Source organism: Streptomyces sp. NPDC107471 (genome assembly GCF_055582845.1).
This window is the reverse complement of the sequence record NZ_JBVJPC010000004.1, coordinates 136215-154601: the sequence shown is the minus strand read 5'-3', so window position 1 is coordinate 154601 and position 18387 is coordinate 136215. Positions and strand designations below refer to the sequence as shown.

Here is an 18387-nt window from a genome sequence, read left to right as displayed (position 1 = left end):
GGAGCTCCTCACGCGTACGGGCTGTCGACGCCCGCGGCGGCGGGCTTGGGGGCGCGGGCCGGGCAGCAGCCGACCGGGCAGAGGTTGTGGCTGGCCCCGAGGGCGCCCAGGGCGCAGGGGGTGACCTCCTGGCCGCGCTCGACGGCGGCGCGCTCCAGGACGAGGTCGCGGATCGCGGCGGCGAACCTCGGGTCGTCGCCGACGGTCGCCGAGCGGCGCATCGACAGACCGAGCTCCTCGGCCTTGGCCTTGGCCTCGGTGTCGAGGTCGTAGAGGACCTCCATGTGGTCGGAGACGAAACCGATGGGCGCGATCACGACGGCCGGGACGCCGGACGCGTGACGCTCCTCCAGGTGGTCGCAGATGTCGGGCTCCAGCCACGGGATGTGCGGGGCGCCGGAACGCGACTGGTACACGAGCTGCCAGGGGTGGTCGACGCCGGTGCGCTCCCGGACGGCGTCCGCGATCAGCCGCGCGACCTCCAGGTGCTCCGCGACGTACGCGCCGCCCTCGCCGTGGCCCTCGACCGGACCCGAGGTGTCCGCGGACGCGTCCGGGATCGAGTGGGTCGAGAAGGCGATGTGGGCGCCGTCGCGCACCTCCTCGGGGAGCTCGGCGAGGGACTGGATCACCCCGTCGATCATGGGCTCCACGAAGCCGGGGTGGTTGAAGTAGTGCCGCAGCTTGTCGATCCTCGGCAGCTCCAGGCCCTCGCCCTCCAGGGTGGCCAGCGAGTCGGCGAGGTTCTCGCGGTACTGGCGGCAGCCGGAGTAGGAGGCGTAGGCGCTGGTGGCGAGGACCAGGATGCGGCGGCGGCCGTCGGCGGCCATCTCGCGCAGGGTGTCGGTGAGGTAGGGCGCCCAGTTGCGGTTGCCCCAGTAGATCGGCAGGTCCAGGCCGTGCTCCGCGAAGTCCTTGCGCAGGGCGTCCAGCAGGGCGCGGTTCTGGTCGTTGATGGGGCTGACCCCGCCGAACAGGAAGTAGTGCTGCCCGACTTCCTTCAGGCGTTCCTTGGGGATGCCGCGCCCCCGCGTCACGTTCTCCAGGAACGGAACCACGTCGTCCGGGCCCTCGGGGCCTCCGAACGAGAGCAGGAGCAGGGCGTCGTAGGGGGTGGCGTCGAGCGCGTCTCGCATGGGTCGATCCTGTCATCCGGTACTGACAGCCGGGAAACGGCGGGGTGGCCGACCGGGTTCCCCGCCGCCCGGCCGGGTGCGTCGGCGCCCCTCACCCGTAAGCTGTATGAGGCGCATTCGCGCCTTACCGCTACACGAGCCGCTGCTCGTCGGCCGACCGGAGAGCCTGTGCCCAGCCCTTACCGCGCCCTGTTCGCCGCTCCCGGCTCCAAGGGTTTCTCCACCGCGGGCTTCGTCGGCCGGATGCCGCTGTCGATGATGGGCATCGGCGTGGTCACGATGATCTCCCAGCTCACCGGCCGGTACGGGCTCGCCGGCTCGCTGTCGGCGACCATCGCGCTGGCCGCCGCGGCGATCGGGCCGCAGGTCTCCAGGATGGTGGACCTGCACGGCCAGCGGCGGGTGCTGCGCCCGGCGACCCTCGTCGCACTGGTGGCGTCCGCCGGGATGCTGCTCGCCGCGCACTTCGGCTGGCCGGACTGGGTGCTGTTCGTGTGCGCCGTCGGCATCGGCTCGGTGCCGAGCCTCGGCGCGATGATCCGCGCGCGGTGGGCGGCCCTGTACCGGGGCACCCCGCAGTTGCACACCGCGTACTCCTTCGAGTCGGTGGTCGACGAGGTCTGCTTCATCTTCGGGCCGATCATCTCCATCGGCCTGTCCACCGCCTGGTTCCCGGAGGCGGGCCCGCTGCTCGCCGCCTGCTTCCTGGCGGTGGGCGTGTTCTGGCTGACCGCGCAGCGGGCCACCGAGCCGGCCCCGCACCCGCGCGAGCAGGACGGCGGCCGGACGGCCCTGCGCTCGCCGGGCCTCCAGGTCCTCGTGGCCACCTTCGTGGCGACCGGGGCGATCTTCGGGGCGGTGGACGTGGTCACCGTGGCCTTCGCCGACGAGCAGGGCCACAAGGCGGCCGCGAGCCTCGTGCTCGCCCTCTACGCGGCGGGGTCGTGCGTGGCGGGCCTCGTCTTCGGGCTGCTGCACTTCGGGGGACGTCCCGAACCTCGCTGGCTGCTGGGCATATGCGCGATGGCCGTGAGTATGATCCCCCTCCTACTGGTCGGAAACTTGCCGTTTCTGGCCGTGGCGCTGTTCGTTGCGGGCCTGTCCATCGCTCCCACGATGATCACGACGATGTCCCTGATCGAGCAGCACGTACCACGCGCGCAACTGACCGAGGGCATGACCTGGATCAGTACCGGGCTCGCGGTCGGGGTCGCGCTCGGCTCCTCCGTGGCCGGCTGGGTGATCGACGCGGCCGGGGCACGTGCCGGGTACGGGGTTCCGGCGGTGTCCGGGGCCGTCGCGGTCGCGGTCGGTTTCCTGGGGTACCGCCGGCTCAAGAGGCCGGTTCCACGTCGGGGAGGCAGCGTTGAGCACGGCAGCGAGCGCGAAGAACGGCACGTGGCGTAACTGGGGCGGCAATGTCGCCGCGCGTCCCGCGCGGGAGGTCACGCCCGCCTCGGTCGACGAGCTGGCCGCTGCCGTGCGCGAGGCCGCCGAGGACGGCCTCCGGGTCAAGGCCGTCGGCACCGGGCACTCCTTCACCTCGATCGCCGCGACCGACGGTCTGTTGATCCGCCCTCAACTGTTGACCGGCATCCGCAACATCGACCGGGACGCCATGACCGTCACCGTGGAGGCCGGCACCCCGCTCAAGAGGCTCAATGTGGCTCTCGCGCGCGAGGGGCTGTCGCTCACCAACATGGGCGACATCATGGAGCAGACGGTCTCCGGGGCGACCAGCACCGGCACCCACGGCACGGGCCGCGAGTCGGGCTCGATCGCCGCCCAGATCAGGGGCCTGGAGCTGGTCACCGCCGACGGCTCGGTGCTCTCCTGCTCCGAGAAGGAGAACCCCGAGGTCTTCGCGGCCGCCCGCATCGGCCTGGGCGCGCTCGGTGTCGTCACCGCGATCACGTTCGCCGTCGAGCCGGTCTTCCTGCTCACGGCCCGCGAGGAGCCCATGAGCTTCGACAAGGTCACCAGCGCCTTCGACGAACTCTGGGCCGAGAACGAGCACTTCGAGTTCTACTGGTTCCCGCACACCGGCTCCACCAACACCAAGCGCAACAACCGCAGCGCGGGGCCCGAGAAGCCGGTGCCGCAGCTCCAGGGCTGGTTCGAGGACGAGTTCCTCTCCAACGGCGTCTTCCAGGTGGCCCAGTGGGTCGGCCGCGCGGCGCCGGGCACGATCCCCTCGATCGCGCGGATCTCCAGCAGGGCGCTGTCCGCCCGGACCTACACGGACGTGCCGTACAAGGTCTTCACATCGCCGCGCCGGGTGCGGTTCGTGGAGATGGAGTACGCCGTCCCGCGCGAGGCCGTGGTCGGGGCGCTGCGCGAACTGAGGGCGATGGTCGACCGCTCCGGGCTGCGGGTCAGCTTCCCCGTCGAGGTGCGCACCGCGCCCGCCGACGACATCACGCTGTCGACCGCCTCGGGCCGGGACAGCGCGTACATCGCCGTCCACATGGTCAAGGGGACGCCGTACCAGGCGTACTTCACGGCCGCGGAGCGGATCTTCACGGCGCACGAGGGGCGCCCGCACTGGGGCAAGGTGCACACGCGCGACGCCGAGTACTTCGACGGCGTCTATCCGCGCTTCGGCGAGTTCACCGCCCTCAGGGACCGCCTCGATCCCGACCGGCGTTTCCAGAACGACTACTTGCGCAGGGTGTTGGGGGAATAGGCGCGCGGTCCCCGGACGTCTGCGCGAAGCCGGCCGTTCCGTTTCCGGCGATTCCGTGAACTACGCCACTTCCAAGATCCCGAAACCGCTCAACGAACGGCCGGACGGCGTTTCTTGAACGAAGTTGAGTGGCGCGCCAATCCACGCACGTGGCCCAAATGGAGTACTGTTGCGAGCCCTGGGTCCGGTCTCCCGCCAGGGCGTCCGTGGCCTTCAAGGGCGGCCGGGAGGGGGCTAGTTGCACAGGGTGACGGAGTTGGTCACTTAGCGTTGCGAATAGGTAACCGTGCCATAACGGCGATCCAGGGCCCGTGCCCGACACGCCGGGCAACTCGGCAAGGTTGTGGCAGGCTGCACCCGGGCAGGCCACACTCGACTAGCGGAAGCAGCGACGCACGTGACGTCGGCAGGCACCACCCGGGAGGTCCCCATGCCCGAACTGCGTGTCGTGGCCGTCTCCAATGACGGCACACGGCTGGTGCTGAAGGCTGCCGACTCAACGGAGTACACGCTTCCGATCGACGAGCGGCTGCGCGCGGCGGTGCGCGGCGACCGTCCCCGCCTCGGGCAGATCGAGATCGAGGTCGAAAGCCATCTCCGTCCCCGCGACATCCAGGCGCGTATACGCGCGGGTGCCACCGCGGAAGAGGTAGCCCAGCTCGCAGGCATCCCCGTCGACCGTGTGCGGCGCTTCGAGGGCCCCGTGCTCGCCGAGCGCGCCTTCATGGCCGAACGGGCCCGCAAGACCCCGGTCCGCCGGCCCGGCGAGAACGCCGGACCGCAGCTCGGCGAGGCCGTGCAGGAGCGACTGTTGCTGCGCGGTGCCGAGAAGGACACCGTCCAGTGGGACTCGTGGCGTCGTGACGACGGCACCTGGGAGGTCCTGCTGGTCTACTGCGTCGCGGGCGAACCCCACTCGGCGAGCTGGACCTACGACCCGCCCCGGCGGCTCGTCCAGGCCGTCGACGAGGAGGCCCGCTCGCTGATCGGCGAGTCCGAGGACCTCGGCGCGCCGGAGCCCAGCTTCCCGTTCGTGCCGCGTATCGCACGGCTGCCGCGCGACCGTCCGCTGGACCGTGCCCTGGACCGGCCGAGCCTGCCCCCGGCCGAGCCCGCCGAGGAGACCGTCAGTGAACGGGACTCGCTGACCAGCCTGTTGGAGGCGGTGCCGAGCTTCCGGGGCGACATGGTCGTACCGGAGCGGCCCTCCGAGACGGCGAGCATCGAGGAGCCGCCCGCCCTGGAGGAGGAGCCCGAGGTGGAGGAGCCGCCGGCTCCCGCGGCCTCGGCCGGTTCCGCCTACGCGGACGTCCTCATGCCGCGTTCGGTGGCCAGCCATCGTGACCGCCTCATCGGCGCGACCGACCGGCAGGCCGAGGCCGACGGTGTCCGCCCGGGCCGCAGAGCGGCGGTCCCGAGCTGGGACGAGATCGTCTTCGGCACCCGGCGCAAGAAGCAGGAATAGTCGGTCCTACGGCTGTGAGGGCCCGCCTCGGACAGGAGGCGGGCCCTTCCGCTGTCCGCCTACTGGGGGTCCGGGCCCACGGCGACCGGTCGCTCCGGGTCCGAGGACCACTCCGACCAGGAGCCGACGTACAGCGCGGCCGGGATGCCCGCGACCGCCAGGGCCAGGACCTCGTGGGCGCCGGAGACGCCGGAGCCGCAGTAGACGCCGACCTCGGTGCCGTCGGTGGCACCGAGGGCCTTGAAGCGCGCGTTCAGTTCCTCCGCGGGCAGGAAGCGGCCGTCCGGACCGACGTTGTCCGTGGTGGGCGCGGAGTGGGCGCCCGGGATGTGGCCGCCGACGCGGTCGATCGGCTCCACCTCGCCGCGGTACCGCTCCCCCGCGCGCGCGTCCAGCAGCACTCCGGAGCGGGCCAGCGCCGCGGCCGCATCGGCGTCGAGCAGACCGGCCGCCGCGGGCACCGGCACGAAGTCGCCCTCGGCGAGGGCCGGGCCCGGCACCGAGGACCGCAGCGGACCCCGCCAGGACGGCAACCCGCCGTCGAGGACTCGCACGTCCGGGTGACCTGTCCAGCGCAGCAGCCACCACGCGCGGGCGGCCGCCCAGCCCTGTCCGCCGTCGTACACGACCACCGGCTTGTTCGAGGAGACGCCGGCCCGGCGCATGGTGGCGCCGAACTCCGCGAGGTCGGGCAGCGGGTGCCGGCCGCCGGTGCCGGCCGATCCGGCCAACTCCCGGTCCAGGTCGACGTAGACCGCGCCCGGGATGTGCCCGGCCGCGTACTCGGCGCGGCCGTCGAAGGACGGTGCGCCGGCTGCCTTGGCCATGCTCAACTGCCAGCGGACGTCGAGCAGGACGGGCGGATTGGGGCCCGTCAGATCGCTCGCGAGTTCGGATGCGGAGATGATGGCGTTCATGGCCACCATCCTCGCGCACGGGGTGGCCGCGTCGTCCATGTCCGGCTACTCTGCTCCGCCGGACAGGCCCGGTCACGAGGCGTACGGGAACGGGCACATGCTGTACCGCCGATCGACATCAGTCGGCCGCGCGCGGCCACGGTCAGGCAGCCGTGCGAGCGGCACCCTCCCGACACGGGAGGCCGCATGGCGGCGCGCCCGGAGCGCGCGGGAGCGCGGGTGGTGCGAGCATCGGCACGGAGGTCCGGACCACGGACACGACACGGCCACCACGAGTGGCCGAGGAGAGAGTGACGATGACCGAGGCAAGGGGGTCGGCCGCCCCGCCCGCTCGGCACACGCCCGGTACGCCCTGCTGGGTGAGTCTGATGGTGCACGGCATGGCCGCGACCCAGGAGTTCTACGGATCGCTGTTCGGCTGGGAGTTCGTGCCGGGTCCGCAGCAGCTCGGGCCCTATGTCCGGGCCCTGCTGGACGGCCAGGAGGTGGCCGGGATCGGCCAACTGCCGCCCGACCGCCAGTTGCCGATCGCCTGGACGCCCTACTTCGCCTCGGACGACATCGACCTGACGGCCGAGTCGGTGCGGCTGTGCGGCGGCACGGTGGGCGTGGGCCCGCTGGACGCCGGGGACGCGGGGCGTCTGGTGATCGGCTCCGACCCGGCCGGTGCCGTCTTCGGCGTGTGGCAGGCGGCGGCCCACCTGGGCACGTCGGTCGCCGGGGTGCCGGGCACGCCCGCCTGGCACGAGCTGCTCACCTTCGAGACGGTGAGCGTCACCAAGTTCTACGAGACGGTGTTCGGCTGCGAGGGGGAGCCGGTGGTCTCCGCCGACTTCGACTACGTCACCCTCCACAGCGGCGGCCGCCCCGTCGCCGGCCTCCACGGCGTCGGCCACGCCCTCCCCCGCGACCGGGGGCCGCACTGGATGACGTACTTCGAGGTGGCAGACGCGACCGCCGCGACCCGCCTCCTCGTCGAGCTGGGCGGCCATGTGCTGCGCCCGCCGCACGACAGCCCGCACGGCCGGGTGGCCACGGTGGCGGATCCGGAAGGGGCGCGTTTCTCGTTGATCGAGAACCCGCGCTGAGACCCTGACGGCCTCGGGTCAGAAGCCCGCCCCGCCCGACGGGACCGGCAGGACGTCCGGGGAGAGCGCGGCCGCGCGTGCCGTACCGGCCGTCATACGGCGGCGGTGGTGCCGGCGGCACAGGACCTCGTAGCCGATGTCGTCGGCCTGGTTGACGTCGCCGACGACCACCTGGGCACCCTCGACGACCATCTCGCCGTTGACCGTGCGGGCGTTGTGCGTGGCCCGGGCCCCGCACCAGCACAGGGCCTCGACCTGGAGGACCTCGACCCGGTCGGCCAGTTCCACCAGGCGCTGGGAGCCGGGGAACAGCTTGGAGCGGAAGTCGGTGGTGATACCGAAGGCGTAGACGTCGAGGTCCAGGTCGTCGACGATCCGGGCGAGTTGGTCGATCTGCTCCGGCACCAGGAACTGCGCCTCGTCCGCGATCACGTAGTCCGCTCGGCCGCCGCGGGAGAGGTGGTCGACGAGGTAGGCGTAGAGGTCCTGGCCGTCCTCGACCTCCACCGCGTCCGTGACCAGACCGAGCCGTGAGGAGAGCTTGCCCTCGCCGGCCCGGTCGTCCCGGGTGAAGATCATGCCGGTCAGGCCACGCGCCGAACGGTTGTGCTCGATCTGGAGAGCCAGCGTGGACTTCCCGCAGTCCATGGTTCCGGAGAAGAACACCAGCTCGGGCATGGGAGGTCGAGCACCTTTCGGTTCTGTGCGGGGCGGGGCGGCCGGGTCGGCCTCAGGAGCGTACTTCGAGCAGCGGTACCAGTTGCTCGGCGGGGGTCATCGAACCGTGGTTGCCGACCATCGCCGACTCCTTCGGCTCCCGCTCGGAGGCGATGAGGAGGACGTCGTCGCGGGCGGCGGCGACCACGTCGCCGATCCGGTCGTGCACCCGCTCGTCGACGTGGTCCGGCGGTCCGAACCAGCCCGCCGCGATGGCCTCGTCCCGGGAGGCGACCCAGAACTGCTCGCCGAGGACCTCGCGCCAGCAGGTCAGCACGTCGCCCGCGGCACCGGGCACGGCGTAGACATGGCGGGCCCGGCCCTCGCCGCCCAGCAGGGCGACCCCGGCGCGCAGTTCCCAGTCCTCGTCGAAGTCGATGCGGTGCTGCTCGTCGAAGGGGATGTCGACCATGCCGTGGTCGGCCGTGACGTACAGCGCGCTGCGGGGCGGCAGTTGCTCGGCGAGGCGCTGGACCAGACGGTCGACGTACATGAGCTGGCCGCGCCAGGTGTCGGAGTCGACGCCGAAGCGGTGGCCGGCGCCGTCGACCTCGGCGTAGTACGTGTAGACCAACGAGCGGTCCCCGGCGGCGAGTTCCGCGGCCGCGAGGTCCATGCGCTCCTCGCCGGACAGCCGTCCGTGGAACGTTCCGCCGCTGAGCGCGACCTTGGTCAGCGGGGTGTTCTGGAAGGTGGGCGAGGAGACCTGGGCGGCGTGCACCCCGGCCTGGTCGGCGAGTTGGAAGACGGTGGGGTACGGCTGCCAGACCTGCGGCTTGGTCCACGGCTGCCAGCGGAGCTGGTTCATCAGCTCGCCGGTGTCCGGGTTGCGCACGGTGTAGCCCGGCAGGCCGTGGGCGCCGGGCGGACGGCCGGTGCCGACGGAGGCGAGGGAGGTCGCGGTGGTCGCCGGGTAGCCGGTGGTCAGCGGACGGCCGGTGCCGCCGCGCGAGCTGGCCAGCAGGGACGTCATGAAGGGCGCCTCGTCCGGGTGCGCCCTGAGCTGCTCCCAGCCGAGCCCGTCGATCAGGAAGACGCAGTTCCGGTCGGCGGGGGTGAGCTCGCGGATCGCGGCGGTGGTGCCCGGTACGGCCATACCCGCGGCGAGGGTGGGCAGCAGGTCGGCGAGCGACCCGGTGCCGTACTCGGGGACGGGCGCGGTGTCGAGGGCGAGGGGTTCGGGATGGTCCCAGGCGTGCTGCACCATCAGCGGGTGACGTCCGCGGTCGCCTCGGAGATCGCCTGGGCGAAGACGAGCGCCTGGCGCACGGTGTCCGGGCCGTCCCCGGCCTCGCTGACCCGCAGGCTGAGGTCGTCGGCCGTGGAGCTGCCGGTGTAGCCGTGGTCCGCCTCGCAGTTGGGGTCGCCGCAGGCGGCGGGCTCCAGGTCGATGCGGGAGACGGCGCCCCAGCCGATGGTCAGCACGACCTCGCGGGGCAGGGTGCCCGGCTGGTACTGCTCCGGGTTGGCGACGACCCGGCTGACCACGACCGACGAGATCCGGCCGAGCTTCACGGACTCCGTGGAGGTGGTGGCGTACGGCGTCGGGGACGTGCTGTCCGCGGCCTGTTCGTCGGTGTGGCTGACGATGAAGCGGTTGCCGGTGAGGACGAGCACGGTCACGTGCCGCCGCACCTCGTTCTGGTCGAACGTCGTCTCCTGGTGGACCAGGTACGACCGGATGGTGTCGCCGCCCACGGCGGCCTCCACCGCCTCGGCCACGAGGGCCGGGTAGTAGCCGCTGCGCTCGATCGCCGCACGCAGCCCCTGGGTCGTCGTACTGGTCTTGGCCATGACGTCCATCCTACGGTGGCGCACTGACTGCGAGGCACCGATCGCCCCCGCTCAGTACGCGGGGAGCGTCCGCGGGCCGAGGTCGTCGCGGGCGGGCGGCGGCGCGAGCCGTACGGAGGCGCCGAGGACGCTCAGGCCGCGCGGGGCGACCACGACCGGCTCCAGGGTGACCGCGACGACCTCGGGGTGGTCGTCGACCAGCCGGGACACCCGCAGCAGGAGCTCCTCCAGCGCGGGTGTGTCGACCGGGGTGGAACCGCGCCAGCCGAACAGGAGCGGGGCGGTCCGGATGGCCCGGACCAGGCTCGTGGCCTCCCGGTCGGTGACCGGGATCAGCCGGTGCGCGGTGTCGTCGAGCAACTGCGAGGCCGCCCCGGCCAGCCCGAAGGAGAGCACGGCGCCGGCGGCCGGGTCGATGACGGCCCGGATCACGGTGTCCACCCCGCGCGGTGCCATGCCCTGCACCACGGGCCGCAGTTCGTCGGGCGCGCCGAAGAGCTCGGTCAGCTCGGTGTACGCCCGCCGCAACTGCTCCTCGTCGGCGAGGTCGAGGCGGACGCCGCCGAGGTCGGCGCGGTGGCGCAGGTGCGGGGCGGTGGCCTTGAGGGCGACCGGGTAACCGAGGGTGTCCGCGGCCCGGACGGCGGCGTCGGCGGTGCCGGCGGGCAGGGCGCGGTGGACCTGGATGCCGTACCGGGCGAGCAGCTCGCAGGTCTCCTCGGTGCCGAGGGTGAGGCCCTGCCCGCGCGTGAGCAGGCCGTCGATCAGGGCGGCGGCGCCCTTCTCGTCGATGTTCTCGTACTCGGGCACCTTGCCGGGCTCGGCGGCCTCCCGGCGCCACTGGGCGTACTGCACGACGTCGGCGAGGGCCCGCACCGCGCGCTCGGCGGCGGGGTAGGCGGGGATGAGGCGGTCGCTGTTACCGGCGGCGGGCGGTTCCGCCGGGGGCTGGGTGGCGCGCAGCCGGTCCAGGGCGCGGAACGGATGGTCGGCACGGATTCTCGGCGGTCCCGCGACGGCCTGGGGTGCGGTGCTGGCCGCCGCCGACAGGGCCTCCGCGAGGCCGCCGAGCTCGACGTGGACGACGAGGACCGGCTTGCCGGGGACCTGCTCCGCCGCGGACCTGAGCGCCTCGGCGAGGGCGGCGTCGCCGGCGGACCCCTCGCCGACCGCCGGGATGGCCGTCACGATCACCGCGTCGCTGGAGTCGTCGGCCAACGCACGCGCGAGGGCCGCGTGGAAGTCCTCCGGCGCGGCGGCGGTGGTCAGGTCCAGCGGGGGCGAGGGGGTCAGTCCTTCGGCCACGCAGGCGTCGTAGGTGAGCAGGCCGAGCGATTCGGAGTTGCCGAGGATGGCCACCTTGGGTCCGGTGGGCAGGGGCTGGCGGGCCAGCAGGAGGCCGGTGTCCACGAGTTCGGTGATGGTGTCCACGCGGATCACGCCGGCTTGGCGGAGCAGCGCGGACACGGTGGCGTGCGGCAGGCGCGTGGCGCGGACGGCGTGGCCCTGCGGGGCGGTGCCGGAGCCCTGCACGACGACCAGGGGCTTGGCCGCCGCCGTGCGCCGGGCGAGGCGGGTGAACTTGCGGGGGTTGCCGATGGACTCCAGGTACATGAGGACGACGTCGGTGTGGGGGTCGTCGTACCAGTACTGGAGGACGTCGTTGCCGGAGACGTCCGCGCGGTTGCCAGCGGAGACGAAGGTGGAGACGCCGGTCACGCCGGTGACGCCACCGCCGCGCCGGTGCAGTCGGGACAGCAGGGCGATGCCGATGGCGCCGGACTGGGCGAACAGGCCGATCCGGCCGGGCCGGGGGGTCTCGGGGGCCAGTGAGGCGTTGAGCCGGACGTCCGGGGAGGTGTTGATGACGCCGAAGGCGTTCGGGCCGATGATCCGCATGCCGTACGCGCGTGCGTGCCGTACGAGTTCGCGCTGGCGCTCGCGTCCTTCGGGGCCGCTCTCGGCGTACCCGGCGGAGAGCACGACGAGTCCCTGCACGCCGTGGGCGCCGCACTCGGCGACGACCTCGGGGACCTGCTCGGCCGGTACGGCGACGACGGCGAGGTCGACGGGGCCGTCGACGTCCCGCACCGAGCGGTGCGCGGGGATGCCGTCGACCTCCTTGGTCTCCTCGGAGAACGCCTTGTTCACGGCGTACAGGCGGCCGGTGAAGCCGTAGTCCCGGATGTTGCCGAGCACGCCGCGGCCCACGCCGCCGGGGGCGCGTCCGACGCCGACCACGGCGACGGAGCCGGGGGTGAGCAGCCGCTGCACGGACCGCGACTCGGCGCGCTGCTCGCGCGCGTACTGCACGGCGAGCGAGCGGTCGGTGGGCTCCAGGTCGAACTCCAGGCGTACGACGCCGTCCTCGAAGCTGCGCTTCTGGGTGTACCCGGCGTCGGTGAACACCTTGATCATCTTGACGTTGGCGGGCAGCACCTCGGCGGCGAAGCGCCGGATGCCGCGCTCGCGGGCGACGGCCCCGATGTGTTCGAGCAGGGCGGAGGCCACACCGCGGCCCTGGTGGGCGTCCTGGACGAGGAAGGCGACCTCGGCCTCGTCGGCGGGGGCGGAGGCGGGCATGCCGTCGGCGCCGATGCGGTCGTAGCGTACGGTGGCGATGAACTCGCCGCCGATGGTGGCGGCGAGCCCCACCCGGTCCACGAAGTCGTGGTGCGTGAAGCGGTGGACGTCCTTGGCGGACAGGCGTGGGTAGGGCGCGAAGAAGCGGTAGTACTTCGACTCGTCCGAGACCTGCTCGTAGAAGCTGACCAGGCGATCGGCGTCGTCGACGGTGATGGGCCGGATGCGCGCGGTGCCGCCGTCGCGCAGCACCACGTCGGCCTCCCAGTGGGCGGGGTACTCGTGCCGGTCCGACGCGCTCTGCATGGGCCCCAGAGTACGGCTCGCGTACGACAACGGCGCGAGGCAGTCTGTGGAGAACGCGCGGGAACGCACAGGGACGGAAGTCGGGCCGAGGCCGCGGTCCGACGTCTCACCCCGGGAGGACTCCAGGTCCGCTCCGGAGACGCTTCACGTGTGGGAAACTGGTCTAGACAACCCTGAACACCGAAGGGCAGCATCACATGGCTGAGCGCCGCGTCAACGTCGGCTGGGCCGAGGGCCTTCACGCCCGCCCCGCTTCCATCTTCGTCCGGGCCGCCACGGCCGCAGGCATCCCGGTGACGATCGCCAAGGCCGACGGCAACCCCGTCAACGCGGCCTCCATGCTGGCCGTTCTCGGCCTGGGCGCGCAGGGCGGCGAGGAGATCGTCCTCGCCTCCGACGCCGAGGGCGCGGACGCGGCTCTCGACCGGCTCGCGAAGCTGGTCGCCGAGGGGCTCGAGGAACTTCCCGAGACCGTCTGAGCACGGGTGTCCTGAAAAGCACGGAGGGGCTCGTCCGAATTATCGGGCGGGCCCTTCGCTTTATCCTTTTGCGGGCAGCGGAAATAACGCCCCTCGAATTACTCCCTCTTTGTATACGGTGCCCGTGTTAATGCCGCACGCCCGTCACGTTTACAGGATGTTGCGAGGTCCTCACACGGTCCGCGCGGGCCTGCCCGGACGTGAACCGCAAGCGGTGCGCCGCGCCCGAGCGCTCGGTGTGCAGCGCGGTGACCGCCCGCGCGCGGTCGCCGTCCCCGCGGGCCACCGCGTCCACGATCGCGCCGTGCTCCGCCCAGGACTCCACGGGGTCGGCGGGCGCGTCCACGACGTACATCCAGGCGATCTTGTGCCGCAACTGGGTCAGCAGCGAGGTCAGTGCCGGGCTGCCGGAGGCCTGCGCGAGCGTCTCGTGGAACCAGCCCCCCAGGGAACGCAGATCGTCGCTGTTGCCCCGCCTGGCCCGCTCCTGGCCCAGCCTGACCAGGCCGCGCAGCACCTTCAGATGGGCCTCGGTGCGCCGCTGGGCGGCCCGGGAGGCACCCAGCGGTTCCAGCAGCATGCGCATCTCCAGGAGGTCGGCGCCCTCCTGCTCGGTCAGTTCGGCCACGCATGCGCCCGCGTGCCGCCGCGTCACCACGAAGCCCTCGGCCTCCAGGGTGCGCAGGGCCTCGCGGACGGGGACACGGGAGACGCCGTAGCGGCGGGCGAGCAGTTCCTCGGTGAGCCGGCTCCCGCGCGCGTGGACACCGGCGACGATGTCGTCCCGGATCGCCGTGCATACCGAGTGCGCCGGAATACGCATGTCCGACCTCCGTCTTAATCCCCGTGAAACGTCGCCGATTGACGTGTGTTCAGTGACTCTATTGCAAAGGGCGGGAATTTCCGACGGCGGACCGGAATCCAGGTATATTTTTTGGACAACGGGGTGCCGGAAACGACGAAACCCCGGCTCGCGGAGCCGGGGGCGTCGCGGAGGGATCGCGCGGTGGACGTCAGACGTTCACGCCGTGCGAGCGCAGGTAGGCGACGGGGTCGATGTCCGAGCCGTACTCGGGGCTGGTGCGCGCCTCGAAGTGCAGGTGCGGGCCGGTGACGTTGCCGGTCGCGCCGGAGAGGCCGATCTGCTGGCCGGGGGTGACGGACTGGCCGACCGAGACACCGATGGACGACAGGTGGCCGTACTGGGTGTACGTGCCGTCGGCCATCCTGATCACGACGTTGTTGCCGTACGACCCGCCCCAGCCCGCCTCGACGACGGTGCCGCGGCCGACCGCGTGGACCGAGGTGCCGCTGGCGGCGTGGAAGTCGACACCGGTGTGGCTGCCGGAGGACCACAGCGAGCCGCCGCTCTTGTAGCCGGTGGAGATGTAGGAGCCGGAGATCGGGGCGACGAAGGCGTTGAGGCGCCTGCGCTCGGCCTCGCGGGCGGCGCGCTCCTTGGCCTCGCGGATCTCCTTGGCGCGCGCCTCGGCCTTGCGCTTGGCCTCGGCGGCCGCCTTCTTCTGCGCGGCGGCCTGCGCCTGGGCCTCGGCCTGGGCGTCGAGCTGGGCCGCGAGGGAGTCGCCGACGGAGACGACGGGCATGAGACCGGTCTGCTCGACGGAGTTGTCGGCGGCGAGCGCGGGGGCGGCGATGGTGCCGATGACGCCGGTGGTGGCGAGGGCCGCGACACCCGCCGCGCGGGCGGTGGTGCGCTTCATGCGGCTGGGACGACGGTGCTTCCCGGTGGCGCAGGTGAACGCCATGTGGTGGCTGGTCCTTTCCTTCCTTCTCGCCTACCGGGTTAGCTGACGGGTTCGGAGCAGGAAGGTCTCCTACGGGCCCCCTCGCGGTCGCGCGGGCGTCCGATTCACCCCAGGGACTGTGTGGGTCCCCGGCTCCCCTGGCTCGCGCCGTACGGGGACTCGGCGATGACTGTCCGGTGCCGCGGGCGCGGCGCAGTGCCTGACGGACAGCCCGGAAGACGCTAAGCGGGGCTGCTTTCAAGACCCAAACGAATCAGGGTGTTTGTAGCGCATCCCACAGGGCAGACAGGCAACCTCCCACCCAATTCGGACATCAAGGGGCCCTGGTGACGCCGTCGTCACCAGGGCCCCTCCCCGCGCGTGCCGTTGCTCGGCTACTCGGCGCTCACGACCTTGACCTCGCCGATGCCGAGGGCCTCGACGGGCTCCTTGATGGCCGCCGCGTCGCCGACCAGGATCGTCACCAGCCGGTCCACCGGGAAGGCGTTCACGACGGCCGCGGTGGCCTCCACGGTGCCGGTCGCGGCGAGCTGCTGGTACAGGGTCGCCTGGTAGTCGTCGGGCAGGTGCTGCTCGACCTGGTCGGCCAGCGTGCTCGCGACGGCCGCGGCCGTCTCGTACTTGAGCGGCGCCACGCCCACGAGGTTCTGCACGGCGACATCGCGCTCGGCGTCGGTGAGTCCGCCCTCGGCGAGCGTGCGCAGCACCTTCCACAGGTCGTCCAGCGCGGGACCGGTGTTCGGCGTGTCGACCGAGCCGCTGATGGCGAGCATCGCCGCGCCCGAGCCGTCCGGGGCGGACCGGAGGACCTGCCCGAACGACCGTACGCCGTAGGTGTAACCCTTCTCCTCGCGCAGGACGCGGTCCAGGCGGGAGGTGAGGGTGCCGCCGAGGCAGTACGTGCCGAGCACCTGCGCGGGCCACACGCGTGCGTGCCGGTCGGCGCCGACACGGCCGATCAGGAGCTGGGTCTGGACGGCTCCGGGGCGGTCCACGACGACCACCCGGCCGGTGTCGTCGGCGGTCACCGGCGGCACGGGCCGCGGCTGGGCCGGGGAACCGGTCCAGGCACCGAGGGTGTCGGCGAGCAGCGCGTCCAGGTCGATGCCGGTGAGGTCGCCGACGACCACGGCGGTCGCGGTGGCGGGGCGCACGTGCTTCTCGTAGAAGGCGCGTACGGCCGCGGAGTCGATGTTCTCGACCGTGTCCTCGGTGCCCTGGCGCGGGCGCGACATGCGCGAGTCCGCCGGGAACAGCTCCTTGGAGAGCTCCTTGGCGGCACGGCGGGACGGGTTGGCCAGCTCGTGCGGGATCTCGTCGAGGCGGTTGCGGACGAGCCGCTCGACCTCGCTGTCCGCGAAGGCGGGCGCCCTGAGCGCGTCGGCCAGCAGACCGAGTGCCTTGGCGAGGCGGGAGGCCGGCACTTCGAGGCTGAGGCGGACGCCGGGGTGGTCGGCGTGCGCGTCGAGGGTGGCGCCGCAGCGCTCCAGCTCGGCGGCGAACTCCTCGGCCGAGTGCTTGTCGGTGCCCTCGGAGAAGGCCCGCGCCATGATCGTGGCGACGCCGTCCAGACCGGCCGGTTCGGCCTCCAGGGGTGCGTCCAGGAGCACCTCCACGGCGACGACCTGCTGGCCGGGGCGCTGGCAGCGCAGCAGGGTCAGGCCGTTGTCGAGCGTCCCGCGCTCGGGAGCGGGGAAGGCCCAGACCTTGGGCTCGCCCGCCTGCGGCTGCGGGTGGAACTCCATCGCGGCGAGCTCGCTCACTTGGCCGCCTCCTCGTTGTCGTCGCTTGCTTCCACGGTCGCCGCGGCCTGCGGGTCCTCGGCGGCCTCCTCGGCGCTGTCGGCGATCTCGGCCGGGGCGACCGGCTCGTAGACCAGCACCGCGCGGTTGTCGGGGCGCAGCCTGGCCTTGGCGACCGCCTGCACCTCCTCGGCGCTCACCTCGAGGACGCGCTGCACGGCGGTCAGGGCGAGCTGCGGGTCGCCGAACAGGACGGCGTACCGGCACAGTTCGTCGGCGCGGCCCGCGACGGTGCCGAGCCGGTCCAGCCACTCGCGCTCCAACTGGGCCTGGGCGCGCTCCATTTCCTCGGCCGTGGGGCCCTCCGCGGCGAACCGCGCGAGCTCCTCGTCGATGGCGGCCTCGATGACCGGCACCTCGACGTCACCGGAGGTCTTCACGTCGAGCCAGCCCAGGGAGGGCGCACCGGCCAGGCGCAGCAGGCCGAAGCCGGCCGCGACGGCCGTACGGTCACGCCGTACGAGCCGGTTGTAGAGGCGGGAGGACTCGCCGCCGCCGAGGACGGTGAGGGCCAGGTCGGCCGCGTCCGCCTCGCGGGTGCCGTCGTGCGGCAGCCGGTAGGCGGCCATCAACGCGCGCGCGGGGACCTCCTCCTCGACGACCTCGCGCAACTGCTCGCCGATGATCTCGGGCAGGGAGCCGTCGCGTGGGGCGGGCTTGCCGTCGTGCGAGGGGATGGAGCCGAAGTACTTCTCGATCCAGGCGAGGGTCTGCTCGGGGTCGATGTCGCCGACGACCGACAGGACGGCGTTGTTGGGCGCGTAGTAGGTGCGGAAGAACGCGCGGGCGTCCTCCAGGGTGGCCGCGTCCAGATCGGCCATCGAACCGATCGGGGTGTGGTGGTAGGGGTGGCCCTCCGGGTACGCGAGCGCGGTCAGCTTCTCGAACGCGGTGCCGTAGGGGACGTTGTCGTAGCGCTGCCTGCGCTCGTTCTTGACGACGTCGCGCTGGTTCTCCATCGACTCGTCGTCGAGGGCGGCCAGCAGCGAGCCCATGCGGTCGGCCTCCAGCCACAGCGCGAGCTCGAGCTGGTGGGTCGGCATGGTCTCGAAGTAGTTGGTGCGCTCGAAGCTGGTGGTGCCGTTGAGCGAGCCGCCCGCGCCCTGGACGAGCTCGAAGTGCCCGTTGCCGTGCACCTGCTTCGAGCCCTGGAACATCAGGTGCTCGAAAAGGTGAGCAAGGCCGGTACGCCCCTTGACCTCGTGGCGCGAGCCGACGTCGTACCAGAGGCACACCGCCGCGACCGGGGTCAGGTGGTCCTCGGAGAGCACCACGCGCAGCCCGTTGGCCAGGCGGTGCTCGGTCGCTGTCAGGCCCCCGGTGCCTGCCTGGTCTGTGGCCGTGTGACCCATGGGCATGTACGTCCCTTCGATCGCGGTCGCGGTCGTGGAAACCGCGGTTTTCCTGCCGGTCCTGCCACTGTATGCAAGCGTGCGTACCCTCGGCGAAGTTCCCGGAGCGCGTACGCCCACAGCGGATCGCGTAGCCTGCGGGCAACCGTGAGGGAGGCGCTGCGCGGTCCCCGGGCCGGGCGGCACGGCCGGGCCCTGCCCGGACTGTCAGTGCCGCGGTCCACAATGGTCCGCGTCAGATCCCGTTCACGCTTCAGCAAGAGTGAGCCAAAGGGCCGAAGTGAGCGACCCGTAGG

General features: G+C 72.4%; 15 protein-coding genes and 1 riboswitch. Of the genes, 5 read left to right on the top strand and 10 right to left on the bottom strand.

Going from position 1 to position 18387, the window contains the following annotated elements:
* Positions 1 to 8 precede the first annotated feature (8 nt).
* Complete coding sequence (locus tag ACZ66S_RS14560; RefSeq protein WP_469901865.1) at positions 9 to 1136, bottom strand: ferrochelatase; 1128 nt, start codon at positions 1134 to 1136, stop codon at positions 9 to 11.
* Positions 1137 to 1304: 168 nt separating this feature from the next.
* Between ACZ66S_RS14560 and ACZ66S_RS14555 the strand changes: the two genes are divergently transcribed.
* The 3 genes from ACZ66S_RS14555 to sepH all read left to right on the top strand — a co-directional run bounded on the left by ACZ66S_RS14555 (position 1305) and on the right by sepH (position 5287).
* Positions 1305 to 2543 (top strand): MFS transporter, encoded by a 1239-nt coding sequence (locus ACZ66S_RS14555; protein WP_469901864.1) that lies wholly within the window; start codon positions 1305 to 1307, stop codon positions 2541 to 2543.
* Positions 2503 to 3822, top strand: coding sequence for a D-arabinono-1,4-lactone oxidase (locus ACZ66S_RS14550; protein WP_469901863.1), 1320 nt, complete (start codon positions 2503 to 2505; stop codon positions 3820 to 3822). Before ACZ66S_RS14555 ends, ACZ66S_RS14550 begins: the two co-directional genes overlap by 41 nt.
* A gap of 430 nt (positions 3823 to 4252) precedes the next feature.
* Positions 4253 to 5287 carry a septation protein SepH gene (sepH, locus tag ACZ66S_RS14545; protein WP_469901862.1) on the top strand — a complete coding sequence of 345 codons (1035 nt, stop codon included), beginning with the start codon at positions 4253 to 4255 and terminating at the stop codon, positions 5285 to 5287.
* 59 nt (positions 5288 to 5346) lie between these two features.
* Here the strand turns inward: sepH and ACZ66S_RS14540 are convergent, their stop codons facing one another.
* On the bottom strand, positions 5347 to 6204 hold the full coding sequence (locus ACZ66S_RS14540) for a sulfurtransferase (protein ID WP_469901861.1): 858 nt from the start codon (positions 6202 to 6204) through the stop codon (positions 5347 to 5349).
* 296 nt (positions 6205 to 6500) lie between these two features.
* On the opposite strand from ACZ66S_RS14540, the gene ACZ66S_RS14535 reads away from it, so the two are divergent.
* A complete protein-coding gene (locus ACZ66S_RS14535; protein ID WP_469901860.1) occupies positions 6501 to 7292 on the top strand; it encodes a VOC family protein in 792 nt (263 codons plus the stop codon).
* A gap of 18 nt (positions 7293 to 7310) precedes the next feature.
* Here ACZ66S_RS14535 and ACZ66S_RS14530 read toward each other — a convergent pair whose 3' ends face one another.
* From ACZ66S_RS14530 to ACZ66S_RS14515, 4 genes are read right to left on the bottom strand one after another with little or no spacing between them, the layout of a single operon-like run.
* The gene (locus tag ACZ66S_RS14530; protein WP_469901859.1) at positions 7311 to 7970 is read right to left on the bottom strand and encodes a thymidine kinase; all 660 of its coding nucleotides are present in this window, start codon (positions 7968 to 7970) and stop codon (positions 7311 to 7313) included.
* 52 nt (positions 7971 to 8022) lie between these two features.
* On the bottom strand, positions 8023 to 9216 hold the full coding sequence (locus ACZ66S_RS14525) for an alkaline phosphatase family protein (RefSeq protein WP_469901858.1): 1194 nt from the start codon (positions 9214 to 9216) through the stop codon (positions 8023 to 8025).
* Entirely contained in the window at positions 9216 to 9812 is a 597-nt protein-coding gene (locus ACZ66S_RS14520) for a DUF5998 family protein (protein ID WP_469902388.1), read from the bottom strand. The genes ACZ66S_RS14525 and ACZ66S_RS14520 overlap by 1 nt, the downstream gene beginning before the upstream one ends.
* 42 nt (positions 9813 to 9854) lie before the next feature.
* Positions 9855 to 12692, bottom strand: coding sequence for a bifunctional acetate--CoA ligase family protein/GNAT family N-acetyltransferase (locus ACZ66S_RS14515; RefSeq protein WP_469901857.1), 2838 nt, complete (start codon positions 12690 to 12692; stop codon positions 9855 to 9857).
* 197 nt (positions 12693 to 12889) lie between these two features.
* Between ACZ66S_RS14515 and ACZ66S_RS14510 the strand changes: the two genes are divergently transcribed.
* Complete coding sequence (locus ACZ66S_RS14510) at positions 12890 to 13171, top strand: HPr family phosphocarrier protein (RefSeq protein WP_007385204.1); 282 nt, start codon at positions 12890 to 12892, stop codon at positions 13169 to 13171.
* Between the two features lie 127 nt (positions 13172 to 13298).
* Here ACZ66S_RS14510 and ACZ66S_RS14505 read toward each other — a convergent pair whose 3' ends face one another.
* The 4 genes from ACZ66S_RS14505 to ACZ66S_RS14490 form a co-directional block, all read right to left on the bottom strand.
* Complete coding sequence (locus ACZ66S_RS14505) at positions 13299 to 13994, bottom strand: GntR family transcriptional regulator (protein WP_469901856.1); 696 nt, start codon at positions 13992 to 13994, stop codon at positions 13299 to 13301.
* Between the two features lie 190 nt (positions 13995 to 14184).
* The gene (locus ACZ66S_RS14500) at positions 14185 to 14937 is read right to left on the bottom strand and encodes a M23 family metallopeptidase (RefSeq protein WP_469901855.1); all 753 of its coding nucleotides are present in this window, start codon (positions 14935 to 14937) and stop codon (positions 14185 to 14187) included.
* Positions 14938 to 14950: 13 nt separating this feature from the next.
* A riboswitch (cyclic di-AMP (ydaO/yuaA leader) is annotated at positions 14951 to 15112 on the bottom strand.
* Between the two features lie 199 nt (positions 15113 to 15311).
* Complete coding sequence (locus ACZ66S_RS14495) at positions 15312 to 16700, bottom strand: M16 family metallopeptidase (protein ID WP_469901854.1); 1389 nt, start codon at positions 16698 to 16700, stop codon at positions 15312 to 15314.
* Positions 16697 to 18097 carry a M16 family metallopeptidase gene (locus ACZ66S_RS14490; protein ID WP_469901853.1) on the bottom strand — a complete coding sequence of 467 codons (1401 nt, stop codon included), beginning with the start codon at positions 18095 to 18097 and terminating at the stop codon, positions 16697 to 16699. Before ACZ66S_RS14490 ends, ACZ66S_RS14495 begins: the two co-directional genes overlap by 4 nt.
* Positions 18098 to 18387 lie beyond the last annotated feature (290 nt).